Below are 16,838 nucleotides of genomic sequence, written 5' to 3' on the forward strand. Positions count from 1 at the left end.
CATGCTGCGCATCGCCCTCCTGATCCGCGTACTGTTCGGCTTCGTGGCGGTGCTGCTGCTGGCCTGGCTCGGGCTGATCGCCTTCGCCTATCTCGTGGCCAATGAGCGCCAGTCGGACATCAACCCCGCCCCCTCGGCCACCCAGGTCGCCGCATTGGTGACACTGCTCGACGCCGCCGAGGCGGGCGACCGGGAAACGATCCTGGCAGCGGTGCACACCAATCGTCTGGATGCCCGCATCCTCTCGGACGAAACGCCCTTGAGCGTGGGGGAGACACCCGACAGCGCCGCGATGGCTCTCGCCAACGAAGTCAGCCGCCTGTTGCCCGGCCGCCCCTTCAGCGTTGACGCAATCTGGCTGCCGCCCCGGCAGGAGCGCTGGCTGCCCGGACGACCGAATGGCATCGAGTTCCGCATGAAGCTCGCTTCCGGCGAGCTGCTGGTGGTGGACACGCGCAGCCCCGTGGTGATGACCGGGCTGGGACTGCCGGTGGGCTTCGGCGCCGGCCTCGGCAGTGCGCTGCTGGCGCTGATTGCGGTCGCCCTGCTGATATCGGCAACCCGCCCCCTCGTCCGACTGGCAGCGGCGGTGGACAGCCTCGAGCCGGGATCGGCACCAATCGATCTGCCCGACAGCCGCACCGTGGCGCCGGAGATACGCGCCATCGCCCAGGCGATCATCCGCCTTCAGGACCGGCTGTCGTCCATGCTGGCGACCCGCATGGTGCTCATCGGCGGCATCTCCCACGACGTTCGCACCTTCGCGACCCGATTGCGGTTGCGCGTCGAGAAAATCGGCGATCCGGAAGAACGGGCAGCCGCCGGCAACGACATTGACGACATGATCCGCCTGCTGGACGACGCCATGCTGGCCGCCCGCGTGGGGGCCGGCGAACAACAACTGGAAATGATCGATTTCCGCGATATCGTCGCCGATCTGGTCGCCGACAGACAGGCGGTTGGCCAACCCGTCGAGCTTGCCGCGACGCCCGCTCAACCGACCTTTGTGCTGGGGGATGCCTTGGCACTCAAACGCGTTGTCGGCAATCTCACCGACAATGCCGTCAAATATGGCCAGCAGGCGATCCTGACGCTGGAACTGTCAGCCCGACACGCGACGCTGCATGTGGACGATCGTGGCGCCGGCATCCCCACCGATCAACGCCAGGCGGTGCTCGAACCCTTCGTGCGCCTGGAACAGTCACGAAACCGATCGACCGGCGGCGCGGGCCTGGGCCTCGCGGTGGCGCGAAATCTGGCCGAAGGCCACGGCGGAACGCTGACCATCGGCGACGCGCCGACCGGTGGCGCCCGGTTCACCCTGCAGGTGCCGCTCATGGAAATGGATCCGGGTTGAGCCCGAGCGTGCGAAGTCCCTCAATCTCCGTCGTTCCGGGGATGACATTTTGCTTCGAACCGACTAATCAGGGCCCGCGCATTTTGTCAGGACAGGACCGCCATGCCCGATCTTCTCATCGAACTCTTTTCCGAAGAGATTCCCGCCCGCCTCCAGGCGAAGGCCTCGGACGATCTGAAGGCCCTGATCACCGGCGGTCTGGTCGAGGCAGGCCTGACCTATGAGAGCGCCGGTGCTTTTGCGACGCCGCGCCGCCTGACGCTGATCGTTCATGGCCTGACCGCCCGCTCGCCCGATCTCAAGGAAGAGAAGAAGGGCCCGCGCACCGACGCCCCCGCCGGCGCCATCCAGGGCTTCCTGCGCGGCGCCGGACTGGCCGACATCTCCGGCGCGCGCGTCGTCAGCGATCCCAAGAAGGGCGACTTCTATGTCGCCGATCTCGTGAAGCCCGGCCGCGCCGCCACCGATATCATCGCCGAGCTGGTGCCCGCGGTGATCCGCGCCTTCCCCTGGCCCAAGCCGCAGCGCTGGGGCGCTGGCAGCCTGTGGTGGGTGCGCCCGCTGCATTCCATCGTCTGCACCTTCGGCACCGAGACCGAAGAGCCGGAAGTGGTGCATTTCGAGATCGAGGGCATCAAGTCCGGCAACATCACCTTCGGCCACCGCTTCCTCGCCAACCAGGCGATCCGCGTGCGCCGCTTCGAGGATTATGTGGCGAGCCTGGAAAAGGCCAAGGTGGTGCTGGATCCGGCCCGCCGTCGCGACATCATCCTGCATGACGCGCGCAACCTCGCCTTTGCCGCCGGCCTCGAGCTGGTGGAAGACGAGGGCCTGCTGCACGAAGTGGCCGGCCTCGTCGAATGGCCGGTGGTGCTGATGGGCAGCTTCGATCCGGCCTTCCTGGAAGTGCCCGACGAAGTGATCCGCGCCACCATCCGCGCCAATCAGAAGTGCTTCGTGCTCAAAGACCCGAAGACCGGGCGGCTTGCCAACAAGTTCATCCTCACCTCGAACATGCAGGCGGACGACGACGGCAAGACCATCATCGGCGGCAACGAGCGCGTCATCCGCGCCCGTCTGTCGGACGCCAAGTTCTTCTGGGACGGCGACCTGAAGATCCCGCTCGACAGCCTCGTGCCCAAGCTCGACGCCATCACCTTCCACAAGGACATCGGCACGCAGGGCGAACGCGTCCAGCGCATCGTGGCGCTCGCTCGTCAGATCGCCCCGCTGGTCGGCGCCGATGTGGACCTGGCAGCCCGCGCCGCCCTGCTCTGCAAGGCCGACCTCCTGACCGGCGTCGTCGGCGAGTTCCCCGAAGTGCAGGGCCTGATGGGCCGCTATTACGCCACCCGCGCCGGCGAACCGGCTTCCGTGGCCACCGCGCTCGAAGATCACTGGAAGCCGCAAGGCCCGTCCGACCGCGTGCCGACCGACCCGGTCGCCATTGCCGTGGCGCTGGCCGACAAGCTGGATACGCTGGTGAACTTCTGGCTGATCAACGAGAAGCCGACGGGTTCGAAGGACCCGTTCCAGCTGCGCCGTGCCGCGCTGGGCGTGATCCGCATTGTGCTGGATAATGAACTGCGGCTGTCGCTCAACACGATCGCCGCCCGCACGCCGGACCTCCTCGACTTCTTCGCCGATCGCCTGAAGGTGCAGCTGCGCGAGTCCGGCGCCCGCCATGACCTCGTCGACGCCGTCTTTGGCCTCGGCGGTCAGGACGATCTGCTGATGGTGGTCAAGCGCGTGCAGGCGCTGGGCGCCCTGCTCGCTTCCGACGACGGCAAGAACCTGCTGGCCGGCTACAAGCGCGCCGCCAACATCCTCAAGGCCGAGGAAAAGAAGGGCACCAAGGTTGCGGCGGCCGTCGACGCCTCGTTGTTCAAGGTGGCCGAAGAGTCCACCCTTGGCACTGCCGTCGACGCCGCGTCGAAGGCCGCCGCCACGGCGCTCGCCGCCGAGGACTTCGAAGGCGCCATGAAGGCGCTCGCCAGCCTGCGCGCCCCGGTCGACGCCTTCTTCGACAAGGTTCTGGTCAACGACGAGGACGAGGCGATCCGCGCCAACCGCCTCGCCCTGCTCACCGCGATTCGCAACGCCTGCCACCAGGTGGCGGACTTCTCGCGCATCGAGGGATAAGGACGCTCAAGGCCGGACCGGCGGCGCATCCGTGCTGCCGCCGGCCGTTCCTCTGTCTCCTTGCAAGCCGACGAAATATCAGCGCAGGACAATATAAGTTTGCAGCGCACCAAGGGCTTGGTTAATACTTAAGGCGAACCTTCATCTTCATCGGATCGCCCCGTGATCGAGCCGCCGTTTACCCCGCATGACCACCTCGCCGCGCGCCTGCTGCCGCACTCCGGCGGCAATTCCGGCGACGGAAGCCACGACATGTCGCATCTCCTGCGCGTGTGGAAGAATGTGGTGACGATCCAGGCGATCGAGGGCGGAGACGCGGAGATCCTGGCCGCTGCCGTTCTGCTGCATGACGGCGTGTCGGTGGAGAAGAACTCGCCCTTGCGCTCCAAGGCTTCGACGCTTGCCGCCGAGAAGGCACGCGGCATCCTCAAGGGACTCGGCTGGGCCGACGATCGCATCGACGCTGTGGCCCATGCCATCGAGGCGCACAGCTATTCCGCCGGCATCGAACCGACCACGATCGAAGCGCGCATCCTGCAGGACGCCGACCGACTTGATGCCATCGGCATGGTCGGCGCCGCCCGCTGCTTCTACATCGCCGGCCGCATGCAGAGTGCGCTCTACGATCCCGGCGATCCCTATGCCGCGACACGCCCGCTCAACGACGCGCGCTATGCGATCGACCATTTCAAGGCCAAGCTGTTCAAGCTGGCCGACGGCTTCAAGACCGAGACCGGCCGCCGCCTGGCGGACGAGCGCCAGAGCCGCCTCAAGCGCTTCTACGACGAGTTCCTCGAGGAGATTTGAGGGCGCAGGACTGGGTTGACCGGTGCCCGCGCCCGCCTGAACTCGGCCTCAGCTGGCGCGCAGGAAATAGTCGGTCGGCGTCTTGCCGCCCTTCCCGCTGGCGTAACGCAGATGCGGTTCCGGCGCCTGATTGTCGGCGATGATCATGTGATCGGTGGTGACGGTGTGCAGCACCAGATAGACATGGTCTGCACCGGGAACACCGCCGAAATCAAAGGTAACGCCAACATCCCCCGGCTGCTGCTCGCCGACCGGAATGTGAGCCCAGCCGCGGCTGCTGATCTGGCCGCCGAGAATATGCGCCAGCTTGCCAGCCCCCAGGGTCATCGGCACGTCGATGCCGGCGAGCTTCAGCAGTGCACTGAGCGTCGCCGCGCAGCCATTCTTGGGAAACGGCGGCTCGCCCGCAGCCTTCAGCGCCTGCGCGGCAATCTCCTGCGCATGCTTGAGGCTTGCGAGATCGTCACCAAGTTCGATCAGTTTGGCAATGTGATCCTTGTCCGCCATGGTCCACCCCCTCGATGCGGGCGCGACAGGCAGCGCGCGATGACTTCCATCGCTTCAGCCGCTCATCAGCCTGACGCCGCAGGGCTAGTATAACCACGGACAATGCGCGTTAATCAATCATTAATTGCAATACAATCAAACACAACTTTAAGACATCCCTTCCTCAAGCCGCCTCGTCTTCCTCGCCGCGTTTGCCATGCAGAACCCGGCCAACGTTGACCTCGATCCAGTTGACCAGAGTCTCAACCAGATCAGACACTTCACGCCCCATGGGCGTCAGGCTGTACTCCACGTGCGGCGGCACAACCGGGTAGGCCTTGCGATGGATGAAGCCGTCGCCCTCCAGCACCTGCAGCGTCTGCGCCAGCATGCGCTCGCTGACGCCGCCGATCTTTCGGCGGAGATCGCTGAAGCGATGGGTACCGTCCTTGAGAGCCACCAATACCAGCACACCCCAGCGGCTGGTCACATGCTGGAGGATATCGCGCGACGGGCAATCTGCGGCAAAAACCTCGCCGCGACGCAGGGCTTCCGACAGGCTTCCGGTCTGGGGTTCAGAGGGCATCGACGTTTTTTCCATACTAACATTTTTGTACGTACTTCCGAAAAGGAAGTTAGTGGCTTATCTCCGGGGCGTCAACTGCGTTCCATTCGAACATTCAAGGGATACCATCATGATTGCCGTTACCGGAGCCACCGGCCACCTTGGCCGCCTTGCCATCGAAGCCCTGCTGAAGTCGGTTGCCGCGAGCGAGATCGTCGCCGTGGTCCGCACGCCGTCCAAGGCCGAAGACCTCAAGGCCAAGGGTGTCGTCGTGCGCCAGGGCGACTATGACGCCCCTGCGTCGCTCGAAGCCGCTTTCGCCGGCATCGACAAGCTGCTGCTGATCTCCTCGAGCGAAGTCGGCAAGCGCCTGCCCCAGCACAAGGCTGCGATCGATGCCGCCAAGGCGGCCGGCGTCAAGCTGATCGCCTATACGAGCATCCTGCGCGCCGACACCTCCCCGCTCGGCTTGGCCGTCGAGCACAAGGCCACCGAAGCGCTGCTGAAGGACTCGGGCGTGCCGCACGTCATCCTGCGCAACAGCTGGTACAACGAGAACTACGTGGGTTCGATGCACGCGGCCCTGCAGTTCGGTGGCTATGCCGGTTCCGCCGGCAACGGCAAGATCGCCGCCGCCTCGCGCAAGGATTATGCGGAAGCCGCCGCGGCCGTCCTCACCTCCAGCGAGAACCAGGCCGGCAAGGTCTATGAACTCGCCGGTGACACCGCCTTCACCATGAGCGAACTGGCCGCCGAGACCGCCAAGCTGGCCGGCAAGCCGGTCGGCTACAATGACCTGCCGGAAGAGGCCTACAAGGGCGTCCTGGTTGGCGCCGGCCTGCCGGAAGGCTTTGCCGCGCTCCTCGCCGATTCCGACGTCGGCGCTTCCAAGGGCGGCCTCTTCGACGACAGCCACACCCTCAGCAAGCTGATCGGTCGCCCGACGACGCCGATGCTGGAAACGCTGGCCGCCGCCCTCAAGGGCTGAACGAGCGAGACAGCCTGAAAGCACAACGGCCGGTCATTGGAGACCGGCCGTTGCCATATCTGCAGAAAATCTTCAGACCGAAGGTCAGATGAGACCGTGCTCGACCATCCAGGCCGACGTGATGGCCGCTTGGCTGCGCGAGGTGATCTTCAGCGTCTCCAGGATCTTGCCCACATGCGCCTTCACGGTCGCTTCGGAGATGCCGAGCTGATAGGCGATCTGCTTGTTGAGCAAACCGTCGCCCAGAAGCTGGAACACCTTGAGCTGCTGCGGCGACAACGCCGACACCAGGGCGGAACGCTCGAGCACCGCCTGCGAAATGGCCGTAGGATCGGCACCGACCTCGATGATGGTGCCGCCGTCGAGCACCGTCTCGATCGCCGCCGCAAAGGCGTCTTCCGACGACCGCTTGCCGATGAAGGCGCGGCAGCCGAGTTCGAGACAGCCCTGGGCCAGTTCCTCACCCGAGTTGGACGAATAGACCGCCACCCAGGCCTTCGGCGCCAGCGCGCGCATGCGCTTGATGGTGTCGAGGCCGCGCATGCCGGGCATCACCAGATCGGTGATGACCAGCGTGTTCTCGCCCGTCTCCATCACCGCATCGGCCAGCTCGTCGTAAGTGGTCGCCAGAATGGGCTGCTTGAAGCCGAAGCGCTTCTTCAGCATGCGCACCACAGCGGACTGAATGATCGGATGGTCCTCCGCCACGATCGCAGTCCAGGTACGGCCGATTTCCAACGGCGAGGCTTCGTCGCTCTTGTCACTCATCTCCAGTTCCTACCCTTCATTCAAGCCTGACGTCACATGTTCGGGTAGTTCGGGCCACCCGCCCCCTCCGGTACCGTCCAGTTTATGTTCTGATTTGGGTCCTTGATGTCGCACGTCTTGCAGTGCACGCAGTTCTGCGCGTTGATCACGTAGCGCGGTGCGGCTCCCCCTTCCGTCACCCACTCGTAAACGCCGGCCGGGCAGAAGCGGGCCGACGGTCCGCCGAAGACGCCGAGTTCCGACGACGCCTGCAGCGCCAAGTCCTTCACCTTGAGATGAACGGGCTGGTTTTCCTCATGATTGGTGCTCGACAGGAACACCGACGACAACCGATCGAAGGACACCTTGCCGTCCGGTTTGGGATAGGCGATCGGCTTGCATTCCGCCGCCGGCTTCAGCGAGGCCGCGTCGGTCTTGCCGTGCTTCAACGTGCCGAAGACCGAGAAGCCGAAAAGCTCGTTGGTCCACATGTCCAGCGCGCCGAGCGGAATGCCGACGAAGGTGCCGAGCTTCGACCAGAGCGGCTTGACGTTGCGAACGGTCTTGAGGTCCTTGCCGACCGCCGAGGCGCGCCAGCCATTCTCATAGGCCGACAGCTCGTCATGCGCCCTGCCCTCGGCCAAGGCCGCCGCGGCAGCTTCGGCCGCCTGCATGCCGGTCAGGACAGCGTTGTGGCTGCCCTTGATGCGCGGAACGTTGACGAAACCGGCCGCGCAGCCGATGAGCGCGCCGCCGGGGAAGGTCAACTTCGGCACCGACTGATAGCCGCCCTCGGTGATGGCGCGCGCGCCATAGGCGATGCGCTTGCCACCCTCGAAGGTGCTCTTCACAAGCGGGTGCTGCTTGAAGCGCTGGAACTCTTCGAACGGCGACAGGTGCGGGTTGGAATAGTTGAGGTGCACCACGAAGCCGACGGCCACCTGATTGTCTTCCAGATGGTAGAGGAAGGAGCCACCGCCGGTCTTGTTGCCGAGCGGCCAGCCGAAGGAATGCTGGACGAGACCTTGGGCATGCTTGGCCGGATCGATCTGCCACAGTTCCTTGATGCCGATACCGAACTTCTGGACGTCGCTGTCCTTCGACAGATCGAATCGCCCGATCAGTTCCTTGGCGAGCGAGCCGCGCACGCCCTCGCCGATCAGCGTATACTTGGCGTAGAGCGCCATGCCGCGCTGGAAGTTGGGGCCTGGGGTGCCGTCCTTGTGCACGCCCATGTCGCCGGTCGCAACGCCGATCACCTTGCCGGCATCGTCATAGAGCACTTCGGCAGCTGCAAAGCCGGGATAGATCTCGACCCCGAGGGCCTCGGCCTTCTGCGCCAGCCAGCGGCAGACATTCCCCAGCGAGACGATGTAATTGCCGTGATTGCCCATCAGCTTCGGCATGAAGAAGTTGGGCAGGCGGACGCCGCCGGCAGGTCCGAGCAGATAGAAGCGGTCGTCGTTGACCTTGGTCTTGAACGGATGATCAGCCTCGTCGCGCCAGCCCGGCAACAGCGCATCGACGCCGATGGGATCGACGACGGCGCCGGAGAGGATGTGCGCACCGACTTCGGAGCCTTTCTCGAGCACGACGACGGAGATCTCCTGCCCCTTCTCGGCAGCGATCTGCTTCAGGCGAATGGCGGCGGCAAGCCCTGATGGGCCGGCTCCGACGATCACCACGTCGAATTCCATTGCGTCCCGTTCCGGCAGATCCATCGACGTCATCTTGCTCAACAGCCCCTTGTTGCCTGTGCCCCAAACGGAACCTTCACCCCTCGTGCCGAGACGGCTCCGCTGTCCAAATGCGAAAACCTACCGGTCATACCGCAGCGCGAAAAGCCTGTCCCTTAACAATTCTGACAAATTGACGGTTCGATCCAGGCATTTTGGCGCAGGCATGCTGTTGAAACACTATATGCCCCCCTGATGCAACCGAAATCCAGAATGATAACGTTTACGTAAAGGGAAATCATATGCACCCTGCCTCTGCACGACCGGCGGGGGAAGCTGCAGCAAGCTACTTGCGGGGCTGAAACAGTGAACTATAGATAGCCTATGCAGACCGAAGCCGCCCCAGCCAGCATGTCAGGACTCGACGCAGCGACCGCGCTGTTCGAGTGGTATGCCGCCATGGGCGTCGATCTCGCCGTTGATGACGCCCCCGTCGATCGCTTCGCGCAATCGGCCGCGCAGATGGAGGCGCAGAAGGCCCAGCGTGCCGCCCCTGTCCCACGCGTTGCCCCGGCACCCGCGGCCGCGACTCGCTCGGCAGCGCCGCCGCAGGCCAAGACCGCGTCGCAAACCGCACGCCTGCCCTCCAACGAGACCGTGATGCAGGCCCGCGAAGCCGCGAGTTCGGCCCAAACGCTGGATGAACTGCGGGCTCTGCTGGAGCGTTTCGACGGCTGCAATCTGAAACTCACCGCCAAGTCGCTGGTCTTCGGCGACGGCAATCCCAAGGCCCGCCTGATGCTGGTGGGTGAAGCCCCCGGGCGGGACGAGGACATCGAGGGGCGCCCCTTCGTCGGCCGCTCGGGCCAGCTGCTCGACCGGATGCTGCAGGCGATCGGTCATAGCCGCAACGAGAACGCCTATATTGCCAACGCCGTCTACTGGCGGCCGCCGGGCAATCGCGATCCATCCGATCAGGAAGTGGCGGTGTGTCGCCCCTTCATCCTGCGGCAGATCGAACTGGTGAGCCCCGATATCGTGGTGTTTCTGGGCGCCCAACCGGTCAAGGCCTTGCTCGGCGGTGACGCCGCCCGCAGCGGCATCCGCAAGTTGCGCGGTCATTGGACCGAGCTCGACACGGGAACGCGCAAGTTCAAGGCACTGCCCACCTATCACCCCGCCTATCTGCTGCGGGCACCGCTCGAGAAGCGCCTCGCCTGGCGCGACTTCCTCGACGTGAAGGCGACGCTGGAGCCGGCGGCGCGCTGAGCGCAGCCCTGAAGAGCCTGCAATCCCTGACGCCGATCCTATCACTACAGTTGCAATATTTGTGATGCCGGTCTGCAAGAGGCAATTTTCTGCGCTTCGGTGCTCACGTACTCAAATGTACGCTCCGCTCCGAGGCTCGAAAATCACCCCTTTCGCCACGGCCTGACAAATCAGCAACTGTTGTGCTATCCCCCAAATAGAAAAGGGCGACCACCGGAGTGATCGCCCAATCCTTCAGAACGCTAGAGCATCCGCCGATCATGTTGAAACAACATGATCGAAAAGCGGCTGCTCAAGTTCTTGAATCTGGAGCGATTTCCAATCGACCTGATGATTCCATCAGGTCGGAAAGCGCTCTAGACGCCGCTGATGCGGATCGCCCGATCAGGCCAGCTTGGCAGCCACTTCGGCAACGCGCTTGCCATAGGCCTTGGCGGTGTCGAGGTCGCCCTGCGGGATCTCGTCAACACCGGCATCCGACGGCGACTGAACCAGAAGACCGACCGAACCACCGAGGTTGTTGACGTCGGTGCGGGCAGCGGCCTTGCTGTTGGCCGGGGCCAGACCGAGGCTGACCCAGATGCCGCCGTGCTGCGAAGCCAGCGTCTGCAGGGTGATCAGGGCCACCTGCTTGTCGCCGTTGAGGCTGGCGGAGTTGGTGAAGCCGCCGAACACCTTGTCCTGCCACTTGCGGGTGAACCAGGCCTTGGAGGTGGCATCGGCGAACTTCTTGAACTGCCAGCTCACGTTGCCCATGTAGGTCGGCGCGCCGAAGACGATGGCGTCAGCAGCATCGAGAGCTGCCCAGCCGGCGTCCGAGACATTGCCTTCGGCGTCGATGGCGACGAGTTCGGCAGCAGCGCCGGCAGCAACCTGCTCGGCAACAACCTTCGTGTGACCGTAACCGGAATGATAAGCAACAACGACCTTGGCCATTTTCATTTTCCTTGTGTGCGGCGGCGACATTCGCCCCGGAACTGCTGACGGCCCCAAGGCCCGCTTCAATGCGGCCCCCTGGAACACATCCAAATCTTCGACAGCTGGCTGATGAGGCACCGCGCAGCACCCACGGACGGCAAAATGACGCCTACATGGATAAAACCGCTGAACACATCACCTCACGACGACACTGGATCGCGTGAAATCAATGGAGAGCGCCAAGACGACACCCCAGCTGACTGCGATGAGAGCTAATCAATATGAGGCTGTAACGCAAGACGGCGACGATCACTGGCGCGATGATCAATATGTTCACGGAAAGTGGACAATGAAGCCGCTTCTGACGACGCAGGCAAAATCACCGAGAGTTTTGCTGAAAGGCGCGGGAATATGGAAAATTTTATCGCATTGCCCCCGTCCGGCGCAAGCGTGCCATGGCAAGTCAACGACCACGCGGCGCGATAAACATCTTGTGATGCACCGCGCTGGAGAGCCTGCCGGCCTGAGACGATTGTCCGGGCGACAACAAATCGCGCCCACTTCAAGAGCTTGCGGGCCGATGTGTCACATCGACCGCGGACCGGAGTCTCGCGGCCAGTCCACAAGGGACGGCCGGAGAGGAGAAATGCCAGTCGGTCTGTAAGCCGGGTTCTGTGAGCGTTGCCGCCCGACGACCATTCATCTGGGACGCCCGTTGCCGGACGCCTCGTGCAACCAACCCGGACGACTGGCCCGCAGACAGGCTGGAGCCGAAGCTCCGCGTCATCCCTATTCGGTCTTGCTCCCGGTGGGGTTTGCCGTGCCGGTTCCATTGCTGGTCCCGCGGTGGGCTCTTACCCCACCGTTTCACCCTCACCCCGGCGCGCCGGGGCAATCTCATCTCTGTGGCACTTTCCCTAGGGTCGCCCCCGCCGGGCGTTACCCGGCACCGTGTCTGCGTGGAGCCCGGACTTTCCTCCCGGACGGGCTTTCGCCACTTGTCCGCGCGGTCGTCCGACCGACTGGCGCGCTCCCTGTTGCACGGGGGCGCGCCAAGGTCAAGCCAAGCCCTCGGTCAAAGGGATGCGACATAGTCCTGAACCGACGAACAATAGTCGGCGGCATGCCGGTTCATGCGCGTGGCCTTGAGGCCCGCGTTGTAGCGCAGGATGGTGCCGCAGGTGTTGCCCCCGGCAAGCTTGTAGGCACCGGCCAGATAGGCCATGCCCCAGGTGAGATTGGTATCGACGTCATAGAGGGCAGCGGTGCTGCCGTGATAGCCGAGACCGCGCGCCGTGGCCGGCTTGATCTGCATGAGGCCGACCTCGCCCTGGCTTCCACGCGCCTTGGGATTGAACTTGCTCTCGTAGGCAACAACGGCTTCCGCAAGATCGGCGGGCACACCGGCTGCCTTGGCATGGGCGGCAATTCGGGCCTTGAGATCGCCCTGCGTCCTGGAAACGCCCTTCACCTTGTCCGAGGCCGCCTCAACGGCATCCAGCTTGGGCTTCTTGCCGAACAACATCTCGTAGATGTTGTGGGGCTTGTCGTCGTCTTGGACCGTGGCCGTCTTCGGCTCTTCGGCGAAAGCTTGCGGGGCGGCCAGTTGGGTGACGAAGGTCGTCACGAACACGGTGGCCAGGATCTTTGCAGTCACGTTATTGCTAGTCTTCATGCGTTCACTGTCCTGTCATCCTCCCAGCGGATGAGGAACGGAACTGCCTGCCGAATGGGGCCTCAAATTGATTCGAATGCGGCGCATGGCAGCCATGCAGCCGCAAAATCCTCCCCATTCCAGCCGCATTCCTTCGGACGCAACTTAACCGGCTACCGTTTGGAACGGTGGAAAGAGCGCATGAACCCGGCGCGCCGTTGCCATGGTGATCGCATCGAGATGACCGTCGACACGCGACATCCGCCAGTGGCGCTGGAAGGCGCGGATGACGGACGTAGAGTCGGTGTCCTCGTGGTGAATGCCGAAGCCGATCTCGCCGCAAAGGCGCAGAAACTCAGGCAGATCGGCCAGTTCGCCCTCTACGGCTTCCGGTGCCCAGAGGCCGATCCCGGACTTCGCGCACACATCCCAAGGGAAGAACTCGCCGGGATCATCCTTGCGGGTCGGCGCAATGTCCGAATGGGCCACCACCTGATGGGGCGGGATCGCATGGCGGGCGAGGATGTCGCGGCAAAGCTCCAGCACGACCGCGATCTGCCGATCGGGAAAGGGTCGGTAGCCGAACTCGTGGCCGGGATTGCAGATCTCGATGCCGATGGAGCGCGAGTTGAGATCGGTCACGCCCCGCCAGAAGGACCGACCGGCATGCCAGGCGCGCCGCGCCTCATCGACCAGCTGGAAGATGCGACCATCCTCATAGACCACATAATGGCTGCTGACCTGCGCCACTGGATTGCACAGCCAGTCGCGGGCGCCCTCTTCGGTGCGCATGCCCGTATAATGCAGCACCAGATGATCGATCGGGCCGCCGCCAACCCGCTCACCGTGATTGGGGGACGAAAAGCTTCGATCGACGGAAAGGGCTGAGATCATTGCGGCGGCTGCAGCTTCATCCAGGTCTGGGTGGGGAAGTCATAGAGCGCGCCGGTGCGCGATTCTTCCGGCGCCACCATGGCGACGATATGCGGCGCAAGATCTTCCGGCGTCTTCAGCGTCTCCGGATCCTCGCCCGGCATGGCCTGAGCGCGCATGCGCGTGCGCAGCGGGCCGGGATTGAGAAGATTGGCCGTGACGGTGAAGTTCACCATCTCCGCCGCATAGGCCAGGACCAGCGAGTTGAGCGCCGCCTTGGTTGCCGCATAGACGCCCCAGAACGGCCGGTCCTTCCAGGATGCGGCCGAAGAGACGAACACGCAACGCGCCGCGGACGACGCGCGCAACAGCGGGTCGAGCGAACGGATCAGGCGATAGTTGGCGGTGACGTTGATGGCGAAGGCCTGATCCCACTTGTGCAGCGGGATATGACCGACCGGAGACAGCCCGCCCAGCACGCCGGCATTGCCGACCAGCACGTCGACGCGACCGAAGCGCTGATCGAGCGCAGCGCCCAGCTGGTCGATCTTGTCCCCCTGGGTCAGGTCGAGCGGGACCAGCGTCGCCGAGCCGCCGACGGCGGTGATGGCATCATCAAGCTCTTCGAGCCCACCTTGCGTGCGCGCCACAGCGACGATGTGGTGGCCGGCCTTGGCCAAGGCCACGGCCGTGGCAAAGCCGATGCCACGGGACGCGCCGGTGACCACGGCGATGCGCTTGTCGGTAGCTTCCGTCATGATCTGCCCTTCAGCTCTGAACGCTCAAGTGCCGTCGCCGACAGCCGACAGCTGCCGCACCGGTCCGGAGCTGTAGGCGTCGATCAACGCCGTGGGATACTGGCCCGTGAAACAAGCGTCGCAATATTGCGGGTTGTCATTGTCGCGGGCCATTTCGCCAACGGCGCGATAGAGACCATCGATGGAGAGGAAGGCGAGGCTGTCCACCTGGATATAGCGCGCCATCTCGTCGATGGTCATGCGCGAAGCCAGCAGCTTGCCCTTCTCCGGCGTATCGACGCCATAGAAGCAGGAGTCCGTGGTCGGCGGCGAGGCGATGCGCATATGCACTTCCGCCGCGCCGGCCTCGCGCATCATCTGCACGATCTTCAGCGAGGTGGTGCCGCGCACGATGCTGTCGTCGACGAGCACGATGCGCTTGCCCTCGATCACCGTGCGATTGGCATTGTGCTTGAGCTTGACGCCCATGTGACGGATGGAGTCGGTCGGCGAAATGAAGGTACGGCCGACATAGTGATTGCGGATGATGCCGAAATCGAAGGGAATGCCCGACGCTTCCGCAAAGCCGATGGCCGCCGGCGTGCCCGAGTCCGGGACCGGGATCACCACATCGGCTTCCGCGTGGCTCTCACGGGCGAGTTCAGCGCCAATGCGCTTGCGCACCTGGTAGACCGACGTGCCGCCATAGACCGAGTCCGGACGGGCGAAATAGACATATTCGAAGATGCAGAAGCGCGACGGCCGCTTGTCGAAGGGACGCAGGCTGTCGACACCGCGGTTGGAGATCACCACCATCTCGCCCGGCTCGATCTCGCGCACGAAACGGGCGCCGATGATGTCGAGCGCACAGGTCTCCGACGCCAGCACCACGGCGCCGTCCAGGTCGCCCATGATCAACGGGCGAATGCCGTGCGGGTCGCGGCAGCCGATCATCTTTTCCTGGCTGAGGCAGACCAGCGAATAGGCGCCCTCGATCGACTTCAGGGCGTCAACGATCTTGTCGACCAGCGCCGCCCGCTGCGAAGTAGCCACCAGATGCAGGATGGTCTCGGTGTCGGAGGTCGACTGGAAGATGGCGCCCCGACGCTGCAGCTCGCGCTGGATCGTCATGGCATTGGTGAGATTGCCGTTGTGCGCGAGAGCAAAGCCGCCGATGGCGAGCTCGGCATAGAGCGGCTGCACGTTGCGCAGGCCCGAACCGCCGGTCGTCGAATAGCGAGTATGGCCGATCGCCCAGTCGCCCGGCAGACGGCTGATGACATTGGGCTTGGAGAAATTGTCGCCGACGAGACCGATGTGACGTTCGCTGTGGAACTCGCGGCCGTCAAAGCTGGTAATACCGGCCGCTTCCTGCCCGCGATGCTGCAGGGCATGCAGGCCAAGGGCCGCCAGCGCCGCCGCATTCTTGGCGCCGAAAATGCCGAAAACACCGCATTCCTCGTGGAAGCGATCGTCGTCGGGCGACGAGAACGGGTCGAGCGTGAAATCATCCATGGTCGGCTCTCTCTGTCGAAGCTCTGGCCGGGCAAACCGCGCCCGATCCCGCCATCTGATTGCGCTGCCCCTTGGGATCGCGATCCCGGACAGGCGGTTATCCTGCTCACTCCTTGAACCGTCAGGCCATTTTGCCTGCCGCCGCCGGCTTGCGCCGGACCGGAGCGTCTCCTCACCCGCAATTAGCCGGCGGTATAGTACAAACCGCGCGCTCTTCAAACGACAAATGCGCCGGATCAACCGACGCATCGCCGAAAGAAGTGGCTGACCCGCGCACCAACACCCAGATCAAGGCGTCGGCTTCGGGGGATTTGTCGACTGCAGCAACTGGTCGAGACCCTGCTGCTCGTTGGGTTTGTAGTCACCACCGGGCGCCGGCTGGTCGGCGTCGGGCTGGTCAGCGGCAGCACCATTGTCCTGGGGAGCGGCGTTACCGGTGTTGTCTTCCATGAGCGGGTTCTGGAACTGCTCGAGAATCTTCTGCTCCGGATCCTCAGGCAGCGCCGCCATCAACTTGGCACCGATGGCGTTGATCAGCGGCCGCGACTTGGCATCCGCCACCCACTGCGGCTGCGACTTCTCGTCATGGACGAACCAGTTGAAGAACAGCATGCCCACGACGACCAGCAACAGGCCGCGCGCGGCGCCGAACAGGAAGCCCAGCGTGCGGTCGAGCGGACCGATGCGGCTGTCCAGCACGAAATCGGAGATGCGCATGGTGATGAAGCTGACAATGATCAGCGTCACGATGAACACCCCGCCGGCCGACGCCGCGATGGCAATCTGCTTATGCGAGATGTGCGGCTCCACATAGGGCAGCACGCGATCATAGAGGAAGAATGCCGCCGCAGCTGCGGCCACCCAGGCCGCAATGGACAGCACTTCGCGCACAAAGCCACGGATCATCGCCAGAAGGGCGGAAATCAACATGACGACGATCAGAATACCGTCCAGGAGCGTAATCGGCATCTTGGGCCCTTTGAAGCGACAAAAGCGCGGACGCGCGCGCCCGATTCCCTGTATGTTTGCCAGCGGACATAACCGTAACGGCGCGACCTTGCAAATTCAATCGGCTCGCAAGGCCTCCGTCGGGCCGTCCCCGAC

General features: G+C 64.1%; 15 protein-coding genes and 1 other RNA gene. 5 read left to right on the forward strand and 11 right to left on the reverse strand.

Annotation, left to right across the window (positions count from 1 at the left end):
- Window position 1: 1 nt before the first annotated feature.
- From L2I41_RS10240 to L2I41_RS10250, 3 genes are all read left to right on the forward strand, one after another.
- Window positions 2-1,357 carry an ATP-binding protein gene (locus L2I41_RS10240; protein WP_237153455.1) on the forward strand — a complete coding sequence of 452 codons (1,356 nt, stop codon included), beginning with the start codon at window positions 2-4 and terminating at the stop codon, window positions 1,355-1,357.
- Between the two features lie 102 nt (window positions 1,358-1,459).
- Window positions 1,460-3,499 (forward strand): glycine--tRNA ligase subunit beta, encoded by a 2,040-nt coding sequence (glyS, locus tag L2I41_RS10245; protein ID WP_237153456.1) that lies wholly within the window; start codon window positions 1,460-1,462, stop codon window positions 3,497-3,499.
- A gap of 162 nt (window positions 3,500-3,661) precedes the next feature.
- Window positions 3,662-4,306, forward strand: a complete 645-nt coding sequence (locus tag L2I41_RS10250) for an HD domain-containing protein (protein ID WP_237153457.1) — start codon at window positions 3,662-3,664, stop codon at window positions 4,304-4,306.
- Between the two features lie 48 nt (window positions 4,307-4,354).
- Here the strand turns inward: L2I41_RS10250 and L2I41_RS10255 are convergent, their stop codons facing one another.
- Window positions 4,355-4,813 carry a hypothetical protein gene (locus tag L2I41_RS10255; RefSeq protein ID WP_237153458.1) on the reverse strand — a complete coding sequence of 153 codons (459 nt, stop codon included), beginning with the start codon at window positions 4,811-4,813 and terminating at the stop codon, window positions 4,355-4,357.
- Window positions 4,814-4,976: 163 nt separating this feature from the next.
- Window positions 4,977-5,378: a winged helix-turn-helix transcriptional regulator gene (locus L2I41_RS10260; RefSeq protein WP_237153459.1), complete on the reverse strand. Its 402-nt coding sequence runs from the start codon at window positions 5,376-5,378 to the stop codon at window positions 4,977-4,979.
- 109 nt (window positions 5,379-5,487) lie between these two features.
- Between L2I41_RS10260 and L2I41_RS10265 the strand changes: the two genes are divergently transcribed.
- Window positions 5,488-6,345 carry an SDR family oxidoreductase gene (locus tag L2I41_RS10265; protein ID WP_237153460.1) on the forward strand — a complete coding sequence of 286 codons (858 nt, stop codon included), beginning with the start codon at window positions 5,488-5,490 and terminating at the stop codon, window positions 6,343-6,345.
- Between the two features lie 84 nt (window positions 6,346-6,429).
- Here L2I41_RS10265 and L2I41_RS10270 read toward each other — a convergent pair whose 3' ends face one another.
- On the reverse strand, window positions 6,430-7,113 hold the full coding sequence (locus tag L2I41_RS10270; RefSeq protein ID WP_237153461.1) for a response regulator transcription factor: 684 nt from the start codon (window positions 7,111-7,113) through the stop codon (window positions 6,430-6,432).
- Window positions 7,114-7,145: 32 nt separating this feature from the next.
- Window positions 7,146-8,822: an electron transfer flavoprotein-ubiquinone oxidoreductase gene (locus tag L2I41_RS10275; RefSeq protein WP_237153602.1), complete on the reverse strand. Its 1,677-nt coding sequence runs from the start codon at window positions 8,820-8,822 to the stop codon at window positions 7,146-7,148.
- 357 nt (window positions 8,823-9,179) lie between these two features.
- Here L2I41_RS10275 and L2I41_RS10280 point away from each other — a divergent pair, with 357 nt between their 5' ends.
- Window positions 9,180-10,037 carry a uracil-DNA glycosylase gene (locus L2I41_RS10280; RefSeq protein WP_237153462.1) on the forward strand — a complete coding sequence of 286 codons (858 nt, stop codon included), beginning with the start codon at window positions 9,180-9,182 and terminating at the stop codon, window positions 10,035-10,037.
- Window positions 10,038-10,421: 384 nt separating this feature from the next.
- On the opposite strand, the gene L2I41_RS10285 is transcribed toward L2I41_RS10280, so the two are convergent.
- From L2I41_RS10285 to L2I41_RS10315, 7 genes are all read right to left on the reverse strand, one after another.
- Complete coding sequence (locus tag L2I41_RS10285) at window positions 10,422-10,973, reverse strand: flavodoxin family protein (RefSeq protein ID WP_237153463.1); 552 nt, start codon at window positions 10,971-10,973, stop codon at window positions 10,422-10,424.
- A gap of 627 nt (window positions 10,974-11,600) precedes the next feature.
- Window positions 11,601-11,981, reverse strand: an RNA gene (gene rnpB, locus L2I41_RS10290) — RNase P RNA component class A.
- A 49-nt stretch (window positions 11,982-12,030) separates the two neighbouring features.
- Window positions 12,031-12,630: a lytic transglycosylase domain-containing protein gene (locus tag L2I41_RS10295; RefSeq protein ID WP_237153464.1), complete on the reverse strand. Its 600-nt coding sequence runs from the start codon at window positions 12,628-12,630 to the stop codon at window positions 12,031-12,033.
- A 144-nt stretch (window positions 12,631-12,774) separates the two neighbouring features.
- On the reverse strand, window positions 12,775-13,503 hold the full coding sequence (locus tag L2I41_RS10300) for an N-acetylmuramoyl-L-alanine amidase (protein WP_237153465.1): 729 nt from the start codon (window positions 13,501-13,503) through the stop codon (window positions 12,775-12,777).
- The gene (locus L2I41_RS10305) at window positions 13,500-14,240 is read right to left on the reverse strand and encodes an SDR family NAD(P)-dependent oxidoreductase (protein WP_237153466.1); all 741 of its coding nucleotides are present in this window, start codon (window positions 14,238-14,240) and stop codon (window positions 13,500-13,502) included. The genes L2I41_RS10300 and L2I41_RS10305 overlap by 4 nt, the downstream gene beginning before the upstream one ends.
- Window positions 14,241-14,264: 24 nt before the next feature.
- The gene (purF, locus tag L2I41_RS10310) at window positions 14,265-15,734 is read right to left on the reverse strand and encodes an amidophosphoribosyltransferase (RefSeq protein WP_237153467.1); all 1,470 of its coding nucleotides are present in this window, start codon (window positions 15,732-15,734) and stop codon (window positions 14,265-14,267) included.
- Between the two features lie 288 nt (window positions 15,735-16,022).
- Window positions 16,023-16,703, reverse strand: coding sequence for a CvpA family protein (locus L2I41_RS10315; RefSeq protein ID WP_237153468.1), 681 nt, complete (start codon window positions 16,701-16,703; stop codon window positions 16,023-16,025).
- Window positions 16,704-16,838: the final 135 nt, after the last annotated feature.

Origin of the sequence: Oryzibacter oryziterrae, assembly GCF_021864535.1 — a bacterium.
In the GTDB taxonomy this organism is placed as follows: Bacteria; Pseudomonadota; Alphaproteobacteria; order Rhizobiales; family Pleomorphomonadaceae; genus Pleomorphomonas; species Pleomorphomonas oryziterrae.

What these genes read in the sequence shown, in the direction of transcription:
- L2I41_RS10285 (WP_237153463.1), bottom strand. Translation starts at nt 10,973, where the DNA reads ATGGCCAAGGTCGTTGTTGCTTATCATTCCGGTTACGGTCACACGAAG.
- L2I41_RS10295 (WP_237153464.1), bottom strand. Translation starts at nt 12,630, where the DNA reads ATGAAGACTAGCAATAACGTGACTGCAAAGATCCTGGCCACCGTGTTC.
- L2I41_RS10300 (WP_237153465.1), bottom strand. Translation starts at nt 13,503, where the DNA reads ATGATCTCAGCCCTTTCCGTCGATCGAAGCTTTTCGTCCCCCAATCAC.
- L2I41_RS10240 (WP_237153455.1), top strand. Translation starts at nt 2, where the DNA reads ATGCTGCGCATCGCCCTCCTGATCCGCGTACTGTTCGGCTTCGTGGCG.
- purF (WP_237153467.1), bottom strand. Translation starts at nt 15,734, where the DNA reads ATGGATGATTTCACGCTCGACCCGTTCTCGTCGCCCGACGACGATCGC.
- L2I41_RS10255 (WP_237153458.1), bottom strand. Translation starts at nt 4,813, where the DNA reads ATGGCGGACAAGGATCACATTGCCAAACTGATCGAACTTGGTGACGAT.
- L2I41_RS10260 (WP_237153459.1), bottom strand. Translation starts at nt 5,378, where the DNA reads ATGCCCTCTGAACCCCAGACCGGAAGCCTGTCGGAAGCCCTGCGTCGC.
- L2I41_RS10305 (WP_237153466.1), bottom strand. Translation starts at nt 14,240, where the DNA reads ATGACGGAAGCTACCGACAAGCGCATCGCCGTGGTCACCGGCGCGTCC.
- L2I41_RS10280 (WP_237153462.1), top strand. Translation starts at nt 9,180, where the DNA reads ATGTCAGGACTCGACGCAGCGACCGCGCTGTTCGAGTGGTATGCCGCC.
- L2I41_RS10315 (WP_237153468.1), bottom strand. Translation starts at nt 16,703, where the DNA reads ATGCCGATTACGCTCCTGGACGGTATTCTGATCGTCGTCATGTTGATT.
- L2I41_RS10275 (WP_237153602.1), bottom strand. Translation starts at nt 8,822, where the DNA reads ATGACGTCGATGGATCTGCCGGAACGGGACGCAATGGAATTCGACGTG.
- L2I41_RS10270 (WP_237153461.1), bottom strand. Translation starts at nt 7,113, where the DNA reads ATGAGTGACAAGAGCGACGAAGCCTCGCCGTTGGAAATCGGCCGTACC.
- glyS (WP_237153456.1), top strand. Translation starts at nt 1,460, where the DNA reads ATGCCCGATCTTCTCATCGAACTCTTTTCCGAAGAGATTCCCGCCCGC.
- L2I41_RS10265 (WP_237153460.1), top strand. Translation starts at nt 5,488, where the DNA reads ATGATTGCCGTTACCGGAGCCACCGGCCACCTTGGCCGCCTTGCCATC.